The organism is Paenarthrobacter sp. RAF54_2, from assembly GCF_052113945.1.
Classification (GTDB): Bacteria; Actinomycetota; Actinomycetes; order Actinomycetales; family Micrococcaceae; genus Arthrobacter.
The window spans coordinates 105,173-121,709 of sequence record NZ_JBFRDV010000005.1 but is presented as its reverse complement, the minus strand read 5'-3'; the positions used below and the strand labels follow the sequence as shown (position 1 = coordinate 121,709).

The 16,537-nt window shown below is 62.3% G+C and carries 19 protein-coding genes; 11 read left to right on the top strand and 8 right to left on the bottom strand.

Annotation, left to right across the window (positions count from 1 at the left end; translation table 11 throughout):
- The first annotated feature begins 167 nt into the window (after positions 1–167).
- The 4 genes from AB4Y87_RS05985 to AB4Y87_RS05970 all read left to right on the top strand — a co-directional run bounded on the left by AB4Y87_RS05985 (position 168) and on the right by AB4Y87_RS05970 (position 3,999).
- Positions 168–896 carry a CPBP family intramembrane glutamic endopeptidase gene (locus tag AB4Y87_RS05985; RefSeq protein WP_442003499.1) on the top strand — a complete coding sequence of 243 codons (729 nt, stop codon included), beginning with the start codon at positions 168–170 and terminating at the stop codon, positions 894–896.
- Positions 897–957: 61 nt separating this feature from the next.
- On the top strand, positions 958–1,908 hold the full coding sequence (locus tag AB4Y87_RS05980) for a 1,4-dihydroxy-2-naphthoyl-CoA synthase (RefSeq protein WP_442003498.1): 951 nt from the start codon (positions 958–960) through the stop codon (positions 1,906–1,908).
- A gap of 9 nt (positions 1,909–1,917) precedes the next feature.
- A complete protein-coding gene (locus AB4Y87_RS05975; RefSeq protein ID WP_442003497.1) occupies positions 1,918–3,057 on the top strand; it encodes an AMP-binding protein in 1,140 nt (379 codons plus the stop codon).
- 60 nt (positions 3,058–3,117) lie between these two features.
- Positions 3,118–3,999 (top strand): 1,4-dihydroxy-2-naphthoate polyprenyltransferase, encoded by an 882-nt coding sequence (locus tag AB4Y87_RS05970; protein ID WP_431120303.1) that lies wholly within the window; start codon positions 3,118–3,120, stop codon positions 3,997–3,999.
- 23 nt (positions 4,000–4,022) lie between these two features.
- On the opposite strand, the gene AB4Y87_RS05965 is transcribed toward AB4Y87_RS05970, so the two are convergent.
- The gene (locus AB4Y87_RS05965; RefSeq protein ID WP_442003607.1) at positions 4,023–4,334 is read right to left on the bottom strand and encodes a DUF4229 domain-containing protein; all 312 of its coding nucleotides are present in this window, start codon (positions 4,332–4,334) and stop codon (positions 4,023–4,025) included.
- 87 nt (positions 4,335–4,421) lie between these two features.
- On the opposite strand from AB4Y87_RS05965, the gene AB4Y87_RS05960 reads away from it, so the two are divergent.
- On the top strand, positions 4,422–4,865 hold the full coding sequence (locus AB4Y87_RS05960; RefSeq protein ID WP_442003496.1) for a PLD nuclease N-terminal domain-containing protein: 444 nt from the start codon (positions 4,422–4,424) through the stop codon (positions 4,863–4,865).
- A 5-nt stretch (positions 4,866–4,870) separates the two neighbouring features.
- A complete protein-coding gene (locus AB4Y87_RS05955) occupies positions 4,871–5,449 on the top strand; it encodes a hypothetical protein (RefSeq protein ID WP_442003495.1) in 579 nt (192 codons plus the stop codon).
- Between the two features lie 55 nt (positions 5,450–5,504).
- Here the strand turns inward: AB4Y87_RS05955 and ccsB are convergent, their stop codons facing one another.
- Genes ccsB through AB4Y87_RS05930 form a run of 5 tightly spaced genes read right to left on the bottom strand, consistent with a single transcriptional unit; the run spans position 5,505 to position 10,317 of the window.
- A complete protein-coding gene (gene ccsB / locus AB4Y87_RS05950) occupies positions 5,505–6,572 on the bottom strand; it encodes a c-type cytochrome biogenesis protein CcsB (protein ID WP_442003494.1) in 1,068 nt (355 codons plus the stop codon).
- Complete coding sequence (resB, locus tag AB4Y87_RS05945; RefSeq protein ID WP_442003493.1) at positions 6,572–8,281, bottom strand: cytochrome c biogenesis protein ResB; 1,710 nt, start codon at positions 8,279–8,281, stop codon at positions 6,572–6,574. The genes ccsB and resB overlap by 1 nt, the downstream gene beginning before the upstream one ends.
- Entirely contained in the window at positions 8,281–9,036 is a 756-nt protein-coding gene (locus tag AB4Y87_RS05940; protein ID WP_431116395.1) for a cytochrome c biogenesis CcdA family protein, read from the bottom strand. The genes resB and AB4Y87_RS05940 overlap by 1 nt, the downstream gene beginning before the upstream one ends.
- 5 nt (positions 9,037–9,041) lie before the next feature.
- Positions 9,042–9,647, bottom strand: coding sequence for a TlpA family protein disulfide reductase (locus AB4Y87_RS05935; protein WP_442003492.1), 606 nt, complete (start codon positions 9,645–9,647; stop codon positions 9,042–9,044).
- Between the two features lie 4 nt (positions 9,648–9,651).
- Positions 9,652–10,317, bottom strand: a complete 666-nt coding sequence (locus AB4Y87_RS05930; protein WP_442003491.1) for a histidine phosphatase family protein — start codon at positions 10,315–10,317, stop codon at positions 9,652–9,654.
- A 215-nt stretch (positions 10,318–10,532) separates the two neighbouring features.
- On the opposite strand from AB4Y87_RS05930, the gene AB4Y87_RS05925 reads away from it, so the two are divergent.
- The 3 genes from AB4Y87_RS05925 to AB4Y87_RS05915 all read left to right on the top strand — a co-directional run bounded on the left by AB4Y87_RS05925 (position 10,533) and on the right by AB4Y87_RS05915 (position 13,074).
- Positions 10,533–11,084, top strand: coding sequence for a YceI family protein (locus AB4Y87_RS05925; protein ID WP_442003606.1), 552 nt, complete (start codon positions 10,533–10,535; stop codon positions 11,082–11,084).
- 193 nt (positions 11,085–11,277) lie between these two features.
- On the top strand, positions 11,278–11,970 hold the full coding sequence (locus AB4Y87_RS05920) for a hypothetical protein (protein ID WP_442003490.1): 693 nt from the start codon (positions 11,278–11,280) through the stop codon (positions 11,968–11,970).
- A gap of 264 nt (positions 11,971–12,234) precedes the next feature.
- Positions 12,235–13,074 (top strand): hypothetical protein, encoded by an 840-nt coding sequence (locus tag AB4Y87_RS05915; protein ID WP_442003610.1) that lies wholly within the window; start codon positions 12,235–12,237, stop codon positions 13,072–13,074.
- A 47-nt stretch (positions 13,075–13,121) separates the two neighbouring features.
- Here AB4Y87_RS05915 and AB4Y87_RS05910 read toward each other — a convergent pair whose 3' ends face one another.
- Positions 13,122–13,829, bottom strand: a complete 708-nt coding sequence (locus AB4Y87_RS05910; RefSeq protein WP_431116402.1) for a redox-sensing transcriptional repressor Rex — start codon at positions 13,827–13,829, stop codon at positions 13,122–13,124.
- Between the two features lie 83 nt (positions 13,830–13,912).
- Entirely contained in the window at positions 13,913–14,167 is a 255-nt protein-coding gene (locus AB4Y87_RS05905; protein WP_442003489.1) for a glutaredoxin family protein, read from the bottom strand.
- Positions 14,168–14,459: 292 nt separating this feature from the next.
- Here AB4Y87_RS05905 and AB4Y87_RS05900 point away from each other — a divergent pair, with 292 nt between their 5' ends.
- Positions 14,460–15,275: an HAD family hydrolase gene (locus tag AB4Y87_RS05900; RefSeq protein ID WP_431116405.1), complete on the top strand. Its 816-nt coding sequence runs from the start codon at positions 14,460–14,462 to the stop codon at positions 15,273–15,275.
- A 535-nt stretch (positions 15,276–15,810) separates the two neighbouring features.
- Positions 15,811–16,392, top strand: coding sequence for an endonuclease domain-containing protein (locus AB4Y87_RS05895; RefSeq protein ID WP_442003488.1), 582 nt, complete (start codon positions 15,811–15,813; stop codon positions 16,390–16,392).
- Positions 16,393–16,537 lie beyond the last annotated feature (145 nt).

Sequence of the window (16,537 nt, the reverse complement as noted above, 5' to 3'; positions counted from 1 at the left end):
GTGGGTACTGGGGATGCAGCCGGATGGAAGGGCTGCGCTCAAGACTTCATCGGTCCAGACTGCCCGGGGAACGAGGGCGCGTCAAGTTTCAGGCTGGAGCGATTGCCCGTTTCCTCGGGCCCCCTGGCACGCGCGCACCATTCCACCCGCAAAGATAGTCTGGTCATATGGGCACCATTTCGACGCGGACGAGGCTTTACCGGTTCAATGCCCTGGACGCCGTGGCCGTCGCTGCCTATCTGGGATTCACGATCTACTTCACGTTTGCGGGCGAATCCGTGGAGCGAATGATGCTCCAGCTTTTTTCAGACCCTGCCACAGCCTCGTATGCCGTTAACGCACTCTTCTATGCCGTCGTCGGGGTTTTCGCCCTGGCATCCGCCTGGCGCATAGTCGGCCGTGACGTCAAGATCCTGGGCACCCGCCCTTGGTTCACTCTTGGCATGGTCCCCCTTGCGGTGGTGGTCATGCTGATCGTCACGGCACTCCTGGTTGCGGCGACCGGTACTGCGCAGACTTCCGAAAACCAGTTGGGCATCCAAGGCCTCCTTCAGCGTGTGCCGGCTTGGCTCATGGTGCCGCTGCTGGTGGTCCTGGGTCCGTTCGTAGAGGAGTACTTGTTCCGGCACCTGCTGATCGGCAAGCTGTCGCAGTACGTGAACATCTGGATCTGCTGTGCCCTTTCGGTGGGAGTTTTCGCATCGATCCACGTGGTGGGCAGGGAGGGTCTGGTGTTGCCGGCCCTTGCGCCTTATCTCGGCATGGCCCTGGTGCTGGTGGCGGTCTATGTGTGGACGGGAAAGAACCTGATGTTCTCCTACTTCGTCCATGCCGCCAAGAACCTCCTGGCCGTGGTTCTCATCTATGCGATCCCGCCGGACTTCCTCCCCCACTAGCAACAGGGGCATGCCGAGACACGAGTTCTGCATCAGCGGAGGCCGTTACTAGACTCGGACTGTGAACAACCAACTCCCTGCCAAGGTTTCCGACATCTTTGACCCCTCGCGCTGGCGCACCGTTTCCGGCTTCGAGGACTTCAAGGACATGACGTACCACCGGCAGGTTGAGCGTTCCACGGACGGGACGGTCAAGGATCTCCCCACTGTCCGCATCGCCTTTAACCGCCCCGAAGTGCGCAACGCGTTTCGTCCGGGCACTGTGGACGAGCTTTACCGGGCCATGGACCACGCCCGCATGACTCCCGACGTCGCCACCGTTCTACTCACGGGCAACGGACCGTCGGAAAAGGACGGTGGGCACTCGTTCTGTTCGGGCGGCGACCAGCGGATCCGTGGCAGGGACGGCTACCGCTACGCCGAGGGTGATACCCAGGAGACCATCGACCCCGCCCGCGCCGGCCGCCTTCACATCCTGGAAGTCCAGCGCCTGATGCGGACCATGCCCAAGGTGGTCATCGCCGTCGTCAATGGTTGGGCAGCGGGCGGCGGACATTCCCTGCACGTGGTCAGCGACCTCACCATCGCCTCGCGCGAACACGGCAAGTTCAAGCAGACCGATGCCACGGTGGGAAGTTTCGACGCCGGATATGGCTCTGCGCTGCTGGCCCGCCAGATCGGGCAGAAAGCTGCGCGGGAGATCTTCTTCCTGGCCCGCGAATACTCGGCTGAGGACATGGTCCGGATGGGAGCCGTGAACGAGGCTGTGGACCACGCGCGGTTGGAGGAAGTCGCGCTGGAGTACGCGGCTGATATCGCCCGCCAGTCCCCCCAGGCAATCCGCATGCTGAAGTTCGCCTTCAACCTGGCCGACGACGGCCTGGCCGGGCAGCAGGTCTTTGCTGGTGAAGCCACGCGGCTGGCCTACATGACGGACGAAGCCGTGGAGGGCAAGGAAGCCTTCCTCCAGAAACGCGACCCCGACTGGTCCAACTTCCCCTACTACTTCTAGGACATCCCTGTGGACATCGATCCCGTACTTAAAGCACTGGCCGCTGCCCTGCATGGCGAGGGTCCCGCCGTCGAAATTGTGGTTCACGAGGACGGCCAGCCGGAAGCCGTTCCGGTAGAGACCGGCGTGGAAGATGCCGCGGTGGTGGTCCGGACATCCGGCTCCACCGGCACGCCCAAGGCGACTGTCCTCAGTGTGGATGCCCTGGCTGCGTCCTCTGTGGCCACGGCGATGGCCTTACGCGGCGAAGGCCAGTGGCTGCTGGCGCTCCCCCTGCAGTATGTGGCCGGGGTCCAGGTCCTGGTTCGCTCACTGTACGCGGGGACGCGGCCTTGGGTGATGGACCAGTCGAACGGCTTCACGCCTGAGGCATTCACTGCTGCCGCCGAGGAACTGACGGACAAGATCCGCTTCACGTCGCTGGTGCCCACGCAGCTGCAGCGGCTCCTGGATTCACCCGCGCCCGAGACCTTGGCCGTCTTGCGCCGCTTCAATGCCATCCTGCTGGGCGGCGCGCCGGCGTCCGCTGAGCTGCTGGCAAACGCCCACGCGGAAGGGCTCCACGTGGTCACCACCTACGGCTCAGCCGAGACGTGCGGTGGGTGCGTGTACGACGGCGAGCCGCTGGACGGCGTCGAGGTCCGCATTGGCGATGGTGAGCTGGAAGGCCGCATCCTGCTGGGTGGCGAGACGGTGGCGGCGGGCTACCTTGACGCCCCGCGCGCGACGAAGGCCGCGTTCTTCGAGGAGGACGGCGTGCGCTGGTACGTCACCGGCGACCTCGGCGAAGTTACCGACGACGGCAAACTCACCGTCCATGGCCGTGCCGATGACGTCATCATCACCGGCGGTGTCAAAGCCTCCGCCACGTACATCCAAAGCAAGCTGGAAGAGCTCGACGGCGTCAGCGCGGCTTTCGTCGCGGGTGTCCCATCACATGAATGGGGCCAGGCCGTGGCAGCTTACGTGGCCATGACCGATCCATCGCCGGAAGGCCTTAAGGGGTTCACGGCCCGCCGCGAAGCAGCGTTGGGGGTCTTGGCACCCAAGACCGTAATTGCCGGCAAGGAATTGCCAATGCTGCCCAACGGAAAACCGGACAGGCTGGCCATGATCGACCAGCTATCCGCCGCGCATCAGGGACAATAGAGAGGTTCTGCCCTCATGACTCCGACTAAAGATCAACGCGAAACACACGAGGTACTGCACGTGGCGACAGCTGCACAATGGATTCAAGGAGCCCGGCTCCGCACACTGCCCGCGGCCATCGCGCCCGTACTGATCGGTTCGGCAGCGGCGTTTGAGCTCCATGCTTTCCGGCTGCCGAATGCGATCCTTGCGGCGCTCGTGGCGCTCCTTCTCCAAGTCGGCGTCAATTACGCCAATGACTACTCGGACGGCATCCGTGGGACCGACGAGGACCGGGTGGGGCCGCTGCGCCTGGTTGGTTCCGGACTCGCCAAGCCGGAGCAAGTGAAGTGGGCGGCCTTCGGATTGTTCGGCGCCGCCATGGTGTGCGGGTTGATCCTGGTCATCATTACCCAGACCTGGTGGCTGATCCTGGTAGGCCTGGGTTGCGTCCTGGCAGCATGGGGCTACACGGGCGGCAAGAATCCTTACGGCTACCTTGGCCTGGGCGACGTCTTCGTCTTCGTGTTCTTCGGGCTGGTGGCAACGCTCGGCACAACGTACACCCAAGCCGGGCAGGTCAGCCTTGCTGCCGTCATTGGCGCGATCGGTACGGGACTCATCGCCTGCGCCCTGCTCATGGCCAACAACGTCCGGGACATTCCCACGGACACGGCCGCAGGAAAACGCACTTTGGCCGTGCGGCTTGGAGACAGGCACGCCCGCGAGAGCTACGTGTTGATGCTGGCCGTCGCCATCCTGCTGGTGATTGTGCTGGCGCCCACCAAGCCTTGGATGTTGATCGTTCTCCTGCTGATTCCGGCGTGCCTGATGCCTGCCTGGCTCATGGTCAACGGCAAGAAGCGCAAGAGCCTCATTCCCGTGCTCAAGCAGACCGGCCTGATCAACCTCGGCTACAGCCTGCTGTTCTCGCTCGGCCTGATCCTGAGCCGCGGCTTCTAGGTTTCCCTACTTGGAACCTTTTCCTACTTGGAACCCGGGCGTTTGTCGTTGTTGACGGCGATGTCCGGGTTCTGCTCCACGAGGCTATCCTCTGCCTCGGCGTCCTCAACCTCGCCAGCGGTGCGGATGGGCTTGGCCCGGCCGGAAAAGCGTTCCCGCATGGCCGCAGTGGCGGCGTCGCGCTGTTTCTGGAAGAAGAGGTAACTGATGGCGAACGCGATCAGTCCCGCGAAGACCACGGCCAGGATCCAGCCCACCTGCAAAAAGGCGAACAGGATGAACAGCGGCACGAACAGCGCCAATCGGATGAGGGAATACTTCAGGAAAGCCACTATCCAAGTTTAGCCGCCCGGATGGTTGCACTCTGATCACGGCCGGAACCGGGCGTCCAGTGAATGCCTTCCGGCGACTAGACTTGGTGCATGCTCCGGGTTGTTGGCGTCGTCGTCGTCCTTGTTTTCTTCGTCTACGCCCTTGTGGACGTGATACGAACCGACGGCAGGTACACGCGAGGCATCTCCAAGCCCGCATGGATCGTGGTCATGATCCTCCTGCCGCTCTTGGGTGCCGTCCTCTGGTTCATCTTCGGCCGGCCCTACGGCAAGCCCTCGGCGCAGCCCGTCCGCAGCCACCCCACCGCCCCGGATGATGATCCCGAGTTCCTCCGCAACCTGGAAACCCGCCGCCGGAACACCGACGAAGAAGAGCGCCTCAAGAAGCTCAAGGCAGAGCTCGAAGCCAAGGAACGGAAGCTCAAAGGTGCTGATGGCGCGGAGGGCAGCCAGGGCAATAAAGCCCCCGGATACAAGTCCGGCGATGCCAAACGCGGCGAGCCGGATACCCATGGCACCGACGAACTGAAGTAGGGAACATGGCCCAGCAAGCTGATGGATCACGGCAGTCATTTACTTCCGCATCCCCCAGCGGCGGGCCACCGATTCTTGCACATCCACCCATTGACGACGTCGTGCGGCCACCAGGTCCAGCACTACTGTCCAGAATTTTGTGGGTAGCCAGCTTCATCGCCGGGATCGCCGTGGTGGTTACCAGTTTCTTTGCCCGCGACTCGCACTTCGACCGCCTGAAGGGTGTTATCGCAGGCAAGCTCCCCGATGGTGACGCCCTGGCAGTCGAGGGTGCAACCGCCGTCGTGTTCCTCGGAAGCCTGGCCATGCTTGCCCTGGTGGTCGCGATGGAAGCGGTCCTGCTGGCTGTGGCCTTCAAGCGCCGCAGCTGGGCGCGGTGGCTGCTTGCACCGCTGATCCTCCTGCACGCCGTGGTCACCGTAATCACCGCAGATTACGTCGTAGCCCCGGGAGGCGCGGGCGTCCTGTCCACCGTGCTGCTTGCCGTCCAGTACGTCATGGCTGCGGCAGGCCTGATCCTTTTGTTCCTGCCCTCCACCACGGCATGGTTGCTCAGCGGACGCCGACGCGCGACGGAAATCTAACCGCGCCCACTGTGGCTGAACGCCAGCGAGGGGGTCGGCCTCGAAAGTGTCGTGCTCAGAGCCCGGAGTATGAGTGCAGGCCGTTGAAAACGGTGTTGACGAGTGTGAAGTTGATGATCACGCACGCGTAGCCAACGATCGACAACCACGCTGCGCGGGTTCCCGTCCAACCGCGTGTAGCCCGTGCGTGAAGGTAGCCTGCGTAGACCACCCAAATAACGAACGTCCACACTTCCTTGGGGTCCCAGCCCCAGAACCTGCCCCAGGCCTTCTCAGCCCAGATGGCACCGAACATGAGGGTGAACGTCCAGCCGATGAAAGCGATCGCATTGATGCGGTAGGACAGGTTTTCCAGGCTCAGCGCGTTTGGAACCACCCGCATGAAGCCAAGCTTGTCAGCGCGGCCGGCGGCCAGGTTCTTCTGCCGGTACGACTGGACCAACTGCAGCGCGGACATGGCGAACGTCAAGGTAAACAGGGCCGAGGACATGACCGCGATGGAGACGTGGATGATCAGCCAGTAACTCTGGAGGGCCGGGACCAGGTGGCCCACCGGCGTCCAGAACGATACCGAGGCAGCCACCAGCATGATGATGGCCAGCCCGACAACGAAGGTACCCAGGAACCGCAGGTCACGTCGGATGAGCACGATAAGAAAGACCGCTACGGCTACGAATGCGCCGGTGGTGAGGAACTCGTACATATTGCCCCAAGGCACCCGGCCTGCGCCCAGTGCACGCGTCACAACGCCCGCGCCATGAATGAGCACGCCCAGTACTGTGAGTGCCACAGCCACCCGGGCGGGCACGCGGCGTTCGGCGCCGTACTTCATGTCGCCGGCCGCGGTGCCACCCTCAACGGTGAAGCCCGACGTCGGACGCTCGGCACGGCCAGCCGGCCCACCGGCGTCGGGGCCTCCCAACCTTCCGCTGGCGCGACCAGCTGCCACCGCGACCTTCTGCGCTGGAGCGCTGGCAGCCGCCTTCGCGTCGATGGCACGCAGCGCCTTGCTGCTCTTGGCCAGGTCCCAGGCAAACGCGATGAACGCCACGGTGTACGTGCCGGCGGCCAGCAGCATGAACAGCTCGCTGTACTGGCCCAGGGTTTCGTTGATGACGGGCATTACTGGTCCTTCGAGGTTGGGGAAGAGACTGTGGGGGTTGGTGCCGTATCGGAGTCAGCGGGGATCTGCCATTCCCGGGCAAAGAGTTCACGGAGGGCTGCTGCTTCGCCCGCGAGTCGGTGGTCTTCGCCTCGGGCCAGCAGGCCGTATTCCACCATGGTGCGGCCGTCCTGGTGAGTTCCGGTGCGGACCCATACGCGGCGGCGGTTGACGTAAAGCGAAGTCACCAGGCCGGCTACAGCCAGGAGGCCGAAAATCAAAGCGTACAGCTGCCCTGGGTTGTGGTGGACGTCCACGCCGATGTACTTCTTCACGCCGTCGAAGCTGATGCTGCCTTTGCCGTCCGGCAGTGTCTTCGTCATCCCCGGGGCCAGTGTGATTCCGCCAGCTTCGAGCTTTCGGCCATTGAGCTGTTGGAGGTCCCTGACGTCCAGCTCGAACACGTTCTGGGGAACGCCCTTGTCCAGGCCGAGGTCGCCGTAGTAGGAATCCAGGCTCAACTGTGGGTTGAAGAGTTCGGGACTTGCGCTGAAGGAGATGCCATTTTCGGACTTGAAGGCCGTGGGCAGGAAGAAGCCTTGGAACGCCAGCTGGTCCGGTTTGCCATCCGGCACTTTGATGACCACGGATGAGTAGTAGTTATCGCCCTGGACCTTGGCCGTGACCGGCCCCTGGAAAGCAATGTTGCCCTCGCCGTCGCGGACAGTCACCACGGGTGCGTAGCCGTTTCCGGTGAGGTAGAGGCTGGTGCCACCCAGTGAGATGGGATCGTTGACCTTGAGGGTTTCCTTCTTCGCCGGCGAATCCGGATTTTCCTTGGTGGTGACCTCGGCCGTGTAGTCGATGGGCTGGCCGATCTTTTTGGGCGACTCGCGATCGAAGGTGGCTTCAAACTTGTCCAACTGAATGGAGTAGGGCTGGAGCCAGCTGCTTTGGAAGTTGGTGCCCGGGGTGAATTGGTCGTAACCCACCAGGGTGTTGACGAACGTCTCACCTTCCACAAGGATCCGCTGGCCGCTGTACCCGAAAAGGCCGCCGATCGCCACGGAAACCAACACGCCGATCAGCGAAGTGTGGAACACCAGGTTCCCGACTTCCTTCAGGAAGCCGCGCTCGGCACCCAAGGACGGGAGGTCGCCGTCGACGTCCCTGACCTCCACGCGGTAACCGCGCTTCTTGAGCAGTCCAGCAGCATCGTTGATAGCCTTCGACGCCGGGATCCCGGCGTCGGCGGGCAGCGCGAGCGTGCCGTACTCCGGCAGGCGAGAAAGGCGCTTGGGAGTGCGCGGCGGCTGCGACTTCATCGCTTTGTAGTGGGCTATGGCGCGGGGAGTGACGCAGCCAATCAGGGAGATGAACAGCAGAATGTAGATGGCCGAGAACCAGGCCGACGAGTAGACGTCGTAGAGCTGGAGGGCATCGAGAAGCTGCCCGTAGGAGGGGTTGTCCTTGATGTACTGGGTGACAACCGCAGGATTCGCTGCGCGCTGCGGGAACAGGGACCCCGGCACCGCGCCCACAGCCAACAGGAGGAGCAGGAACAACGCCGTCCGCATGCTCGTCAACTGGGTCCAGGCCCACCGAAGCATGCCCAGGATGCCCAGGGAGGGCAGCGCGGCCTCGGACTTGGCCTTTTGCAGTTTCCCTTCCGCTGGGGTCGTGCCTTCAGCGGCTGGTGACTTCTTCTTGGCTTTCACGGACTCGCTCATCAGATTGGCAACTTCACATCGGTTTGGAACCAGTACTGCAACTCGGTCACCCAGGTTCCCCACACGCCGGTGGCCATCAGGATGCCGAGCAAAATCAGGATGCCTCCGCCAAACCGCTGGATCGCCAGGCGGTGCGTCCGGAAGAAGGACATGACGCCCATGCCCCGCCGGACGGCAAGGGCGATCAGGAGGAACGGGATACCCAGGCCAAGGCTGTAAACGAAGGCCAAAAGCGCACCCTTTGCCGCCGACGATCCGCCGGACAAGCTCAGCAACTGTACCGCGGAGTATGTGGGCCCGATACATGGAGCCCAACCCAGCCCGAACGTCAACCCCAGGAGCGGCGCGCCCCACAGGCCGGCCGGAGGCTTGGCATGGATTTTGGCGTCACGCTGCAGCCAACCAAAGCCACCCATGAAGACGATGCCCATGAGGATGACCAGAATGCCGAGCACTTGGGTGATCCAGGCGTTCTGCGGGCCTGTCAGGAGGGTGCCGAGTTGGCCAAACGCACCGCCCAGGAGGACGAAGATTACCGAGAAGCCAAGGACAAACAGTCCAATACCTGCCAGCATGCGGCCCCGGCGCTGCTTTTGGAGGTCGACGCCGGTCAATCCCGTGACGTAGCCAAGGTAACCGGGGACCAGCGGCAGCACACACGGCGAAAGGAACGAGACGAGTCCGGCCAGCAGCGCAACCGGCACGGCAAGCAGCAAGGATCCATTCAGGATCGTCTCGGCGAAAGGACTGTTCATCGGTACTACTCAGCCACTGCGGACGTAATGAGGGCCTTCAAAGTGCTCTTCTCAATTTCACCGAGGACACGGGAGGCAACTTTGCCCTCCTTGTCCAAGACCAATGTGGTGGGCACGGCACCCGGAGGAACGATTCCGGACACGGACAGGAGCACGGCACCGTCTTTGTCGTTGAAGCTCGGGTAGGTGAGGTTGAAGGTCTTGTCGAAGGCCTCCGCCGTGGCTTTCTCGTCACGCAGGTTAACGCCGAAGAATTGAACGCCTTGGTCCTTGAACTCCTGGTGCAGGGCTTCAAGCTGGGGCGCTTCGACGCGGCAGGGGGCACAGGCCGCGAACCAGAAGTTCAAGACCGTGACCTTGCCCTTGAGGTCTTCGGGCTTGACCGTGTCTCCGTTGAAGAGTGTGCCCTTGAGCGCCACGGGTGCAGCGCGGTCCGCTTTGGCGAACTCGGTGACGGAGCCATCCCCGGCTACATAGTTCTTGTTATCGCCTTTTCGGGCTTGCTCTGCGAGGGAGTCCTTCTGGGCGCAGGCTGACAAGCCCATGGTAAGTCCTGCCAACAGGACACCACCGGCTGTGAGCACGCCGCGGCGCGAAAGGTTGTTATCCATCTATCTACGCCCCCGGGGTGCTTGCTGCACCGGGAAGGAGCACCGCAGCAGGTTCGCTGTATTCGACCCGCACAATCTTGCCGTCGCCGTCCAGGGTCAGGGATGTCAGGGAGGTCAAGGTGCATTCACGCTTACGGGGGTCGTGCGCCAGCCGGCGGCCCTCGGCGGACAGACGGGTGGACCAGATGGGAAGCTGATGGCTGACAAGGATCGCCTCAGCGCCGTCGCCACCCAGTTCGATTGCCTTGACGCGCGCGTCCTCAACGGCAGCCAGGACCCGCGCGGCTTGCTCTTTGTAGGGCTCGCCCCAGGACGGGCGCAGGGGGTTCCGGAAATAGAGCCAGTGCTTAGGCTTCAGGAATTCGCTGCGCGTGGGGTGAAGTCCCTGGAAGTGGTTCTCCGCTTCGATGATCCTGGGGTCCGTATGGATCTCGAGATGGAGCGCCTCGGCAGTGGGCATTGCCGTTTCCTGGGCGCGCGTCAGCGGCGAGGCGACCAGGTGGACAATCCTGGCACCCTCGCTTGCGCGGACGGCAAAGTGCTCAGCCAGCATGCGTGCCATTTCCCGGCCCCGCTCGGAGAGATGGAATTCAGGCAGCCGGCCATAGAGGACGCCATCGGGATTATGGACCTCGCCATGGCGAAGCAGATGGACAGTTGCTTGGGGCATGTTTACCAGTTTCTCAAAGAAGCGGGGCGATCCGAAATCTTCTACCGCTAGTAGAACTCAAAGTTTTCCAGAAATGTTCCGTGAAGTTGGAATAAAAGATGCATATGCATGTTTATACTAGACACGAAGCTCGGTTGACGTTTCAAGTAAATGCATCAACCAGTCGACCGGGCAAGCCAGCGGTACCTTCCACTACATACAGGAGCAACATCATGATGACCCTTCCCGCCAACGTCACCACCGGCATCTGGACCCTCGACGCTTCCCACAGCGAGATCGGCTTCACCGTCCGCCACGCAGGTATCAGCAAGGTCCGCGGCGTGTTCAAGGACGCCGACGCCACCCTCGAAGTTGGCGAGACGCTGACCGACTCGAAGGTCAACGCCACTATCCGGACGGCCAGCTTTGACTCCGGCGACGTCAACCGCGACGGCCACGTCAAGGGCGAGGACTTCTTCGATGTGGAGAAGTACCCGGAGATCACCTTCGTATCCCGCCACGTCAAGGCAAACGGCGACGGCTTCGATCTTGTGGGCGATCTCACCATCAAGGGAGTCACCAAGGAAGTTTCCATCGAAACCGAATTCAACGGCGTCGCAGTGGATCCCTTCGGCAACACCCGTGCAGGCGTCTCCGGCGAAACCACCATCAGCCGCAAGGACTTCGGCCTGACCTGGAACGCCGTGCTTGAGGCCGGCGGCGTCCTTGTCAGCGACAAGGTTGTCATCAACCTGGAACTCGCGTTCATCGCACCAGCAGCTCCATAACTCCACGGCAGCTTGCACGGGAGTTTGTACGACAGTCCCGAGTAAACGGCGCCCCATCACAGTTCCGCTGTGGGGGCGCCGTTTCGCATGCTCAGAAGTCACCCTGCGATTATTCGGCAAACAGCCTGTAGTTAGCTGCGAAGTAGCTCCGAATTTCCTATGCATCCTTCAACCTGCGGTCTAAAGTGATGCCATGAGTAACCCAGATGAAGCACCAGAGCCTCAGCAGCCCGGCGCCCAGCCTCCGCAGCCCGGCAACGTTCCTCCTGCGGGTTACCAACCGCCGCAGGGCTACCAACCACCCCAGGGCTACCAGCCGCCGTCGCAACCTGGCCAGTATTCGCAACAGGGCCAGCCGGCACAACCAGCGCAACCAGGACAGCCAGGTGGTTTCCACTTCGAAATGCCGACCGACGGACCCCGCAACTTCAATGACGTCCTTCCGCAAGGTGGGTTCTCCGGCCTCTTCAAGACCATGGGCCTGCCCACCGAGCTCAAAGTGTCCTACTTCATTTGGGTCATCTCGGGACTCCTGGGGCTCCTCTTTGGCCTCATCGGGCTTTTCGCCATCATCGCCGCGTTCGCTTTCATGCCAGGAGTCGCCGCACTCCTTCTGGTACTCCTGATCATCAGCCTTGCTGTTGCAGCCGCCCAGATTGTCCTCGCCATGAAGATGAAGGAAGGCAAGGAATGGGCACGCCTTGCCTTGACCGTCCTTGCCGCGGTTTCGCTGTTGCTCGCCATCTTTGGCTCCATCAACACCGGCGGGCCCGGGGCAGGCCTGGGTGGCAACTGGCCTGGCTTCCTGGTCAGCGCTGTGGCCGTCGTCCTGATGTGGTTGCCGAACTCACAGCTGTGGTTCAAGGCAGTAAAGGGCGCCGTCTAGCCCGGCTGAAGTACCGCCGTCGGGCTCTCCTCCAAGGCGCCCTGACAGGTGCACAGGCCGTGGTGGTCCATCGGACCACCACGGCCTTCATCATGAAGGCGTACGCCATGGTGATGATTTCATCGGAAGCAGGAAATTCCTGCGTGTGATCATCCGCAGCACCGGACCCCGGAGGTACGGTGGAAGCAGAACCAGGCTGGGGGCAGGGTCTTTTTGCTGATCCCGGCAGCCGTACCAGCAGTCGAACACAAGCAAAGGAATGCCATGAGCAACCCTCCATACCCGCCGTCCAACGCGGGGGACGCCAATCCGGGCGACGCCAACAAGGGCGACGCCAACAAGCCTGAGCAGCCGGGCCAGCCATCCACGCCCCAGTATGGTCAGCAGGCACCGCAGTACGGTCAGCAGACTCCCCAATATGGCCAGCAGCCGGCCGCACCACAGTATGGCCAGCAATCCCCGGCCGCACCACAGTATGGCCAGCCCCCGGCTCCCCAGTACGGCCAGCAGACGCCACAGTACGGCCAGCAGTCGCCGTACGGCCAGCAGCCTTCTCCCTACGGTCAACAGGCTCCGCAATACGGTCAGGACACCAACTGGCCCAGCCAGCAGCCCGGTCCCACAACGGTTCCGCAGATGGTCAACATTTCCTTCTGGATGATCATCGCGGCGGGCATCCTGTCCGCCATCAGCTCGCTGATCCTGGCCACCACCGGCTCGGATGCCTTCATCAACTCGATGATCCGGCAGGCCGCACAGCAGGGCACTGAATTCCCCGAAGGCTCCCTGGAAGGCATGCGTGGCGGTATCGTCGTTGCCGCGATCATTGGGGCAATCGTGTCCCTTGGCCTCTACGCCTTGGTTGCATTCCCGGTCCGCAAGGGCAAGAACTGGGCCAGGATCCTGGGCACCGTCTTCGCGGCGATCTCTGTCCTTGGCCTCGCCGGACTGTTCCAGTTCGGTGCCACGTACGGCATCCTGCAGCTCTTGGTGATCCTGCTGGGAGTTGCCRCAATCGTCCTGCTGTACCTGCCGGCGTCGGCTCCGTACTTCCGCAAGCCGCAGCCTTTCGGCAACCCTTACCAGAACCCTTACGGCCGCTAAGCCGACAAGCTTTCTATAACAACTCAGCGGGCGCGGACCCGGTAAGGCTAGACAGCCTGACCCGGTGTCTGCGCCCGTTGTGCGTGGTAGGCCAGGATCTGCAGCTCGGTGGCCATGTCCACCTTGCGGAGGTTCACGTGCGGCGGAACCTGAAGGAGAACTGGAGCAAAGCTCAGGATGCTGCGGATGCCGGCCGCGATGACGCGATCGCAAACTGCCTGGGCAACGGTGGCTGGCAAAGCCAGCACCACCATATTGGTGTGTGTGCGTTCCAGGACGCGTTCAAGTTCTGCTGAATCGCTGACCCGCAACCAACCCACCTCATTGCCGATCACCATGGGGTCTGCGTCGAAAATAGCCACGACGTCGAAACCCCTGGATTCGAAGCCGCCGTACCGCGCCAGCGCCTTGCCGAGGTTACCGGCACCGACGATTGCGACCTTCCAGTCGTGCGTCAGGCCAAGGGCTGCGGCAATGTGACGGCTCAAGTATTGGACTTCATATCCCACCCCGCGGGTCCCGTACGAGCCGACGTAGGAGAGGTCTTTGCGGAGCGTGGAGGAGCTGACGCCTGAAGCCTCGGCCAACGCGTCCGATGACACACGTTCCACGCCTTCTGCCAGGAGGGAGTTGAGCGCGCGCAAATAGAGGGTCATCCGGGCCACAGCCGCGGGCGGGATCTGCTTGGCGGCAGGTTCGTTGTCCCCGCTTGTTGCCCCCGGGGACGGTTCCAGCGCAGTCACGGTTTTCTCCATTGCGTCGCTTGTTGTTCCACTCTATGGCCCTTGGCCGGACTCAACAAAAGCCGGTACTTCCGGGTAACAGAGTCCCCTGATCCTCAGCCGTCAAGGGTTCTTTTCAAAGTACGGGTCAAGCGCTGCTCGTCGATCTTCCAAAAGTCGCGCTGGACCCCATCCACCAGCACCACTGGAATTTCCTCCGCGTATCGCTCCTGCAGTTCCGGGTTACCGTCGATTGCCTGCTCGGTCCACTGGACACCCAGCGCCGAGGTGACGCGCTCGACGGCGGCACGCGCCTCCGTGCACAGGTGGCAGTCAGCTTTGGTGAGGAGAACGACGTCGGGAATAGCCATGACACAACGGTAACCGCCCCAACGCTCTCTCACATCCACCGCCCTTCCCCCCAACCCTCTCTCACATCCTGACCGGTTTCCCCCAAAGCGCTCTCACATCCTGACCGCTTTCCCCCGATGCTCTCTCACATCCTGACCGGTTTCCACCAACGCTCTTGCACATCCCGACCGGTTTCCACCAACGCTCTTGCACATCCCGACCGGTTTCCACCGATGCTCTTGCACATCCCCACGGGGCAGCCCCACCGTGCGCCCTCAACGCCGGGGCCTGGCGATTGACTAGACTCAAGGCATGCCCGACGAGAAGAACGCCGCTGTGGTCGCCGACGCCAAGGTTCCGCAGCACACCGGCGAAGCCGCTTTCTTCGACGTCGACAACACTTTGATGAAGGGCGCCAGCCTCTTCCATGTGGCCCGCAAGATGTACGAACGCAAGGCCTTCACGCTGTCCCAGGCGGCTGGCTTCGCGTGGAAGCAGTTCAAGTTTGTAATGCGCGGCGAGAACATGGACGACGTCCATGCCGTGCGCGACTCAGCCCTGACGTTGGCCGCCGGGATCACTGTGGAGGACATCAAAGCCCTGGGCGAAGAAGTTTATGACGAAATGATCGAGTCCCGGATCTGGCCTGGAACCAAAGCGCTCGCCGAGCAACACCTCCGTGTAGGCCGGAGGGTATGGCTGGTGACGGCGACCCCTATTGAGGTTGCCACCGTCATCTCCACAAGGTTGGGCCTGACCGGCGCGCTGGGAACCGTCGGCGAAGTCCATGACGGAATGTATACCGGCAAGCTTGTCGGTGACATTCTGCACGGCCCGGCCAAAGCCATCGCGGTCCAGCTCATAGCTGACCAAGAAGGCTTGGACTTGGACCACTGCTGGGCTTACAGCGACTCCGCCAATGACATCCCCCTGCTCACTATGGTGGGCCACCCTGTGGTCATCAACCCCGACTCCAAGCTGCGCCGGCATGCCCGCGACAACAACTGGCCGGTCTACGATTTCCGATCCGGTCGCCGTGCAGCAACCCTGGGGCTGAAGGCGGCCACCGTGGGCGGTGCCATCTATGGGCTGTGGCGTGGATTCTCAAAGTTCCGCGGGCCCCGCTAGCCGTTCCTCCCTCACATCCCAACGCGTTTCCAGCGTTCCTCCCTCACATCCCCACGCGTTTCCAGCGTTCCTCTCCCACATCCTCTGGTGCTGCTGGCCTACCTGTGGATAACTTCTGCACGCTTAGCGGCTTCCAAGGAACAATGCGGGTATGCAGAACTCGTTACTCAACCAATCCAGCCCGCTCTTGGGACCTTTCAGCCTGAACGACGCCAAGGCAGCGGGAATCGATCCTTCAGACATTTGGCGCAGCAGTAGCATCGTTCCTGTGAGCCGGGGCTTGTATCGGCCGACGGATTGGGATTTCGACCTCTCGTCAGCTGCCCGTTCCCTCTCGTCAGCCAGCCCTGGCGCTTGGATCTCCCATACAACGGCAGCCAGGCTCCATGGTTTTGTCTTGCCGGCGTGGCTATCGGATTCAAATGAATTGCATTTGAGCAAACCGCGACGTCTGCCGTCGGTCCGGCGCAAAGGCATCATAGGGCACACTGAAACGCTCTTCGAGGGAGAAATTGAGCAAGTCCAAGGGATTTGGATGAGCACTCGAGCCAGAACATGGCTGGACTTGGCGCGTCGTCTCCCCCTTCATGACCTCGTATGCGTGGCAGATCAGTTGATTCGCATTCCACGGCTGAATCTTGAGGGGCGCGATACACCGTTCGCCACTGCCGAAGGGCTTCGCAGCATGGTCGAACGGCACAAAAACCGCCAAGGCGTAGTCCGGGCACGGGAAGCTCTGGACCTTATGCGCGTCGGGGCCGACTCGGCTCCAGAGACTTTGCTCCGTCTGGCCATGCTTGATGCCAACTTGCCGGAACCTCAGCTCCAGGTGCTGCTCCGCGCGAACGATCCCTTCTCGCCTTCAGCGGATTTGGGTTTCAAGAGCCGTCGCCTCGCGATCCAGTACGACGGCGGCCATCACCTTGAGGAGGAGCAGATGCATAGCGATCGGCGCAGGGATAAGGCGTTTAGAGCAGCCGGTTGGACTGTCCTTGTCTTCGGAAAAGATGACCTTGCGGACAACTTTGGCAACGCCGTTCGGCAGATTAAGAGGGCGCTACGGACTGCATGGATGGACCCATCCGTTGCATCCGGGTTTGCCAAGAACGCGACGTGAGAGAACATCCCGCCAGAAGCGCCACGACGTGAGAGAACATCCGGCCAAAAGCGTCCCCGAGATGAGAGAACGTCCGGCCACAAGCGCCGCGACGTGAGAGAACATCCCGCCAGAAGCGTCGGGATGTGAGAGAGCAAAAATGCCC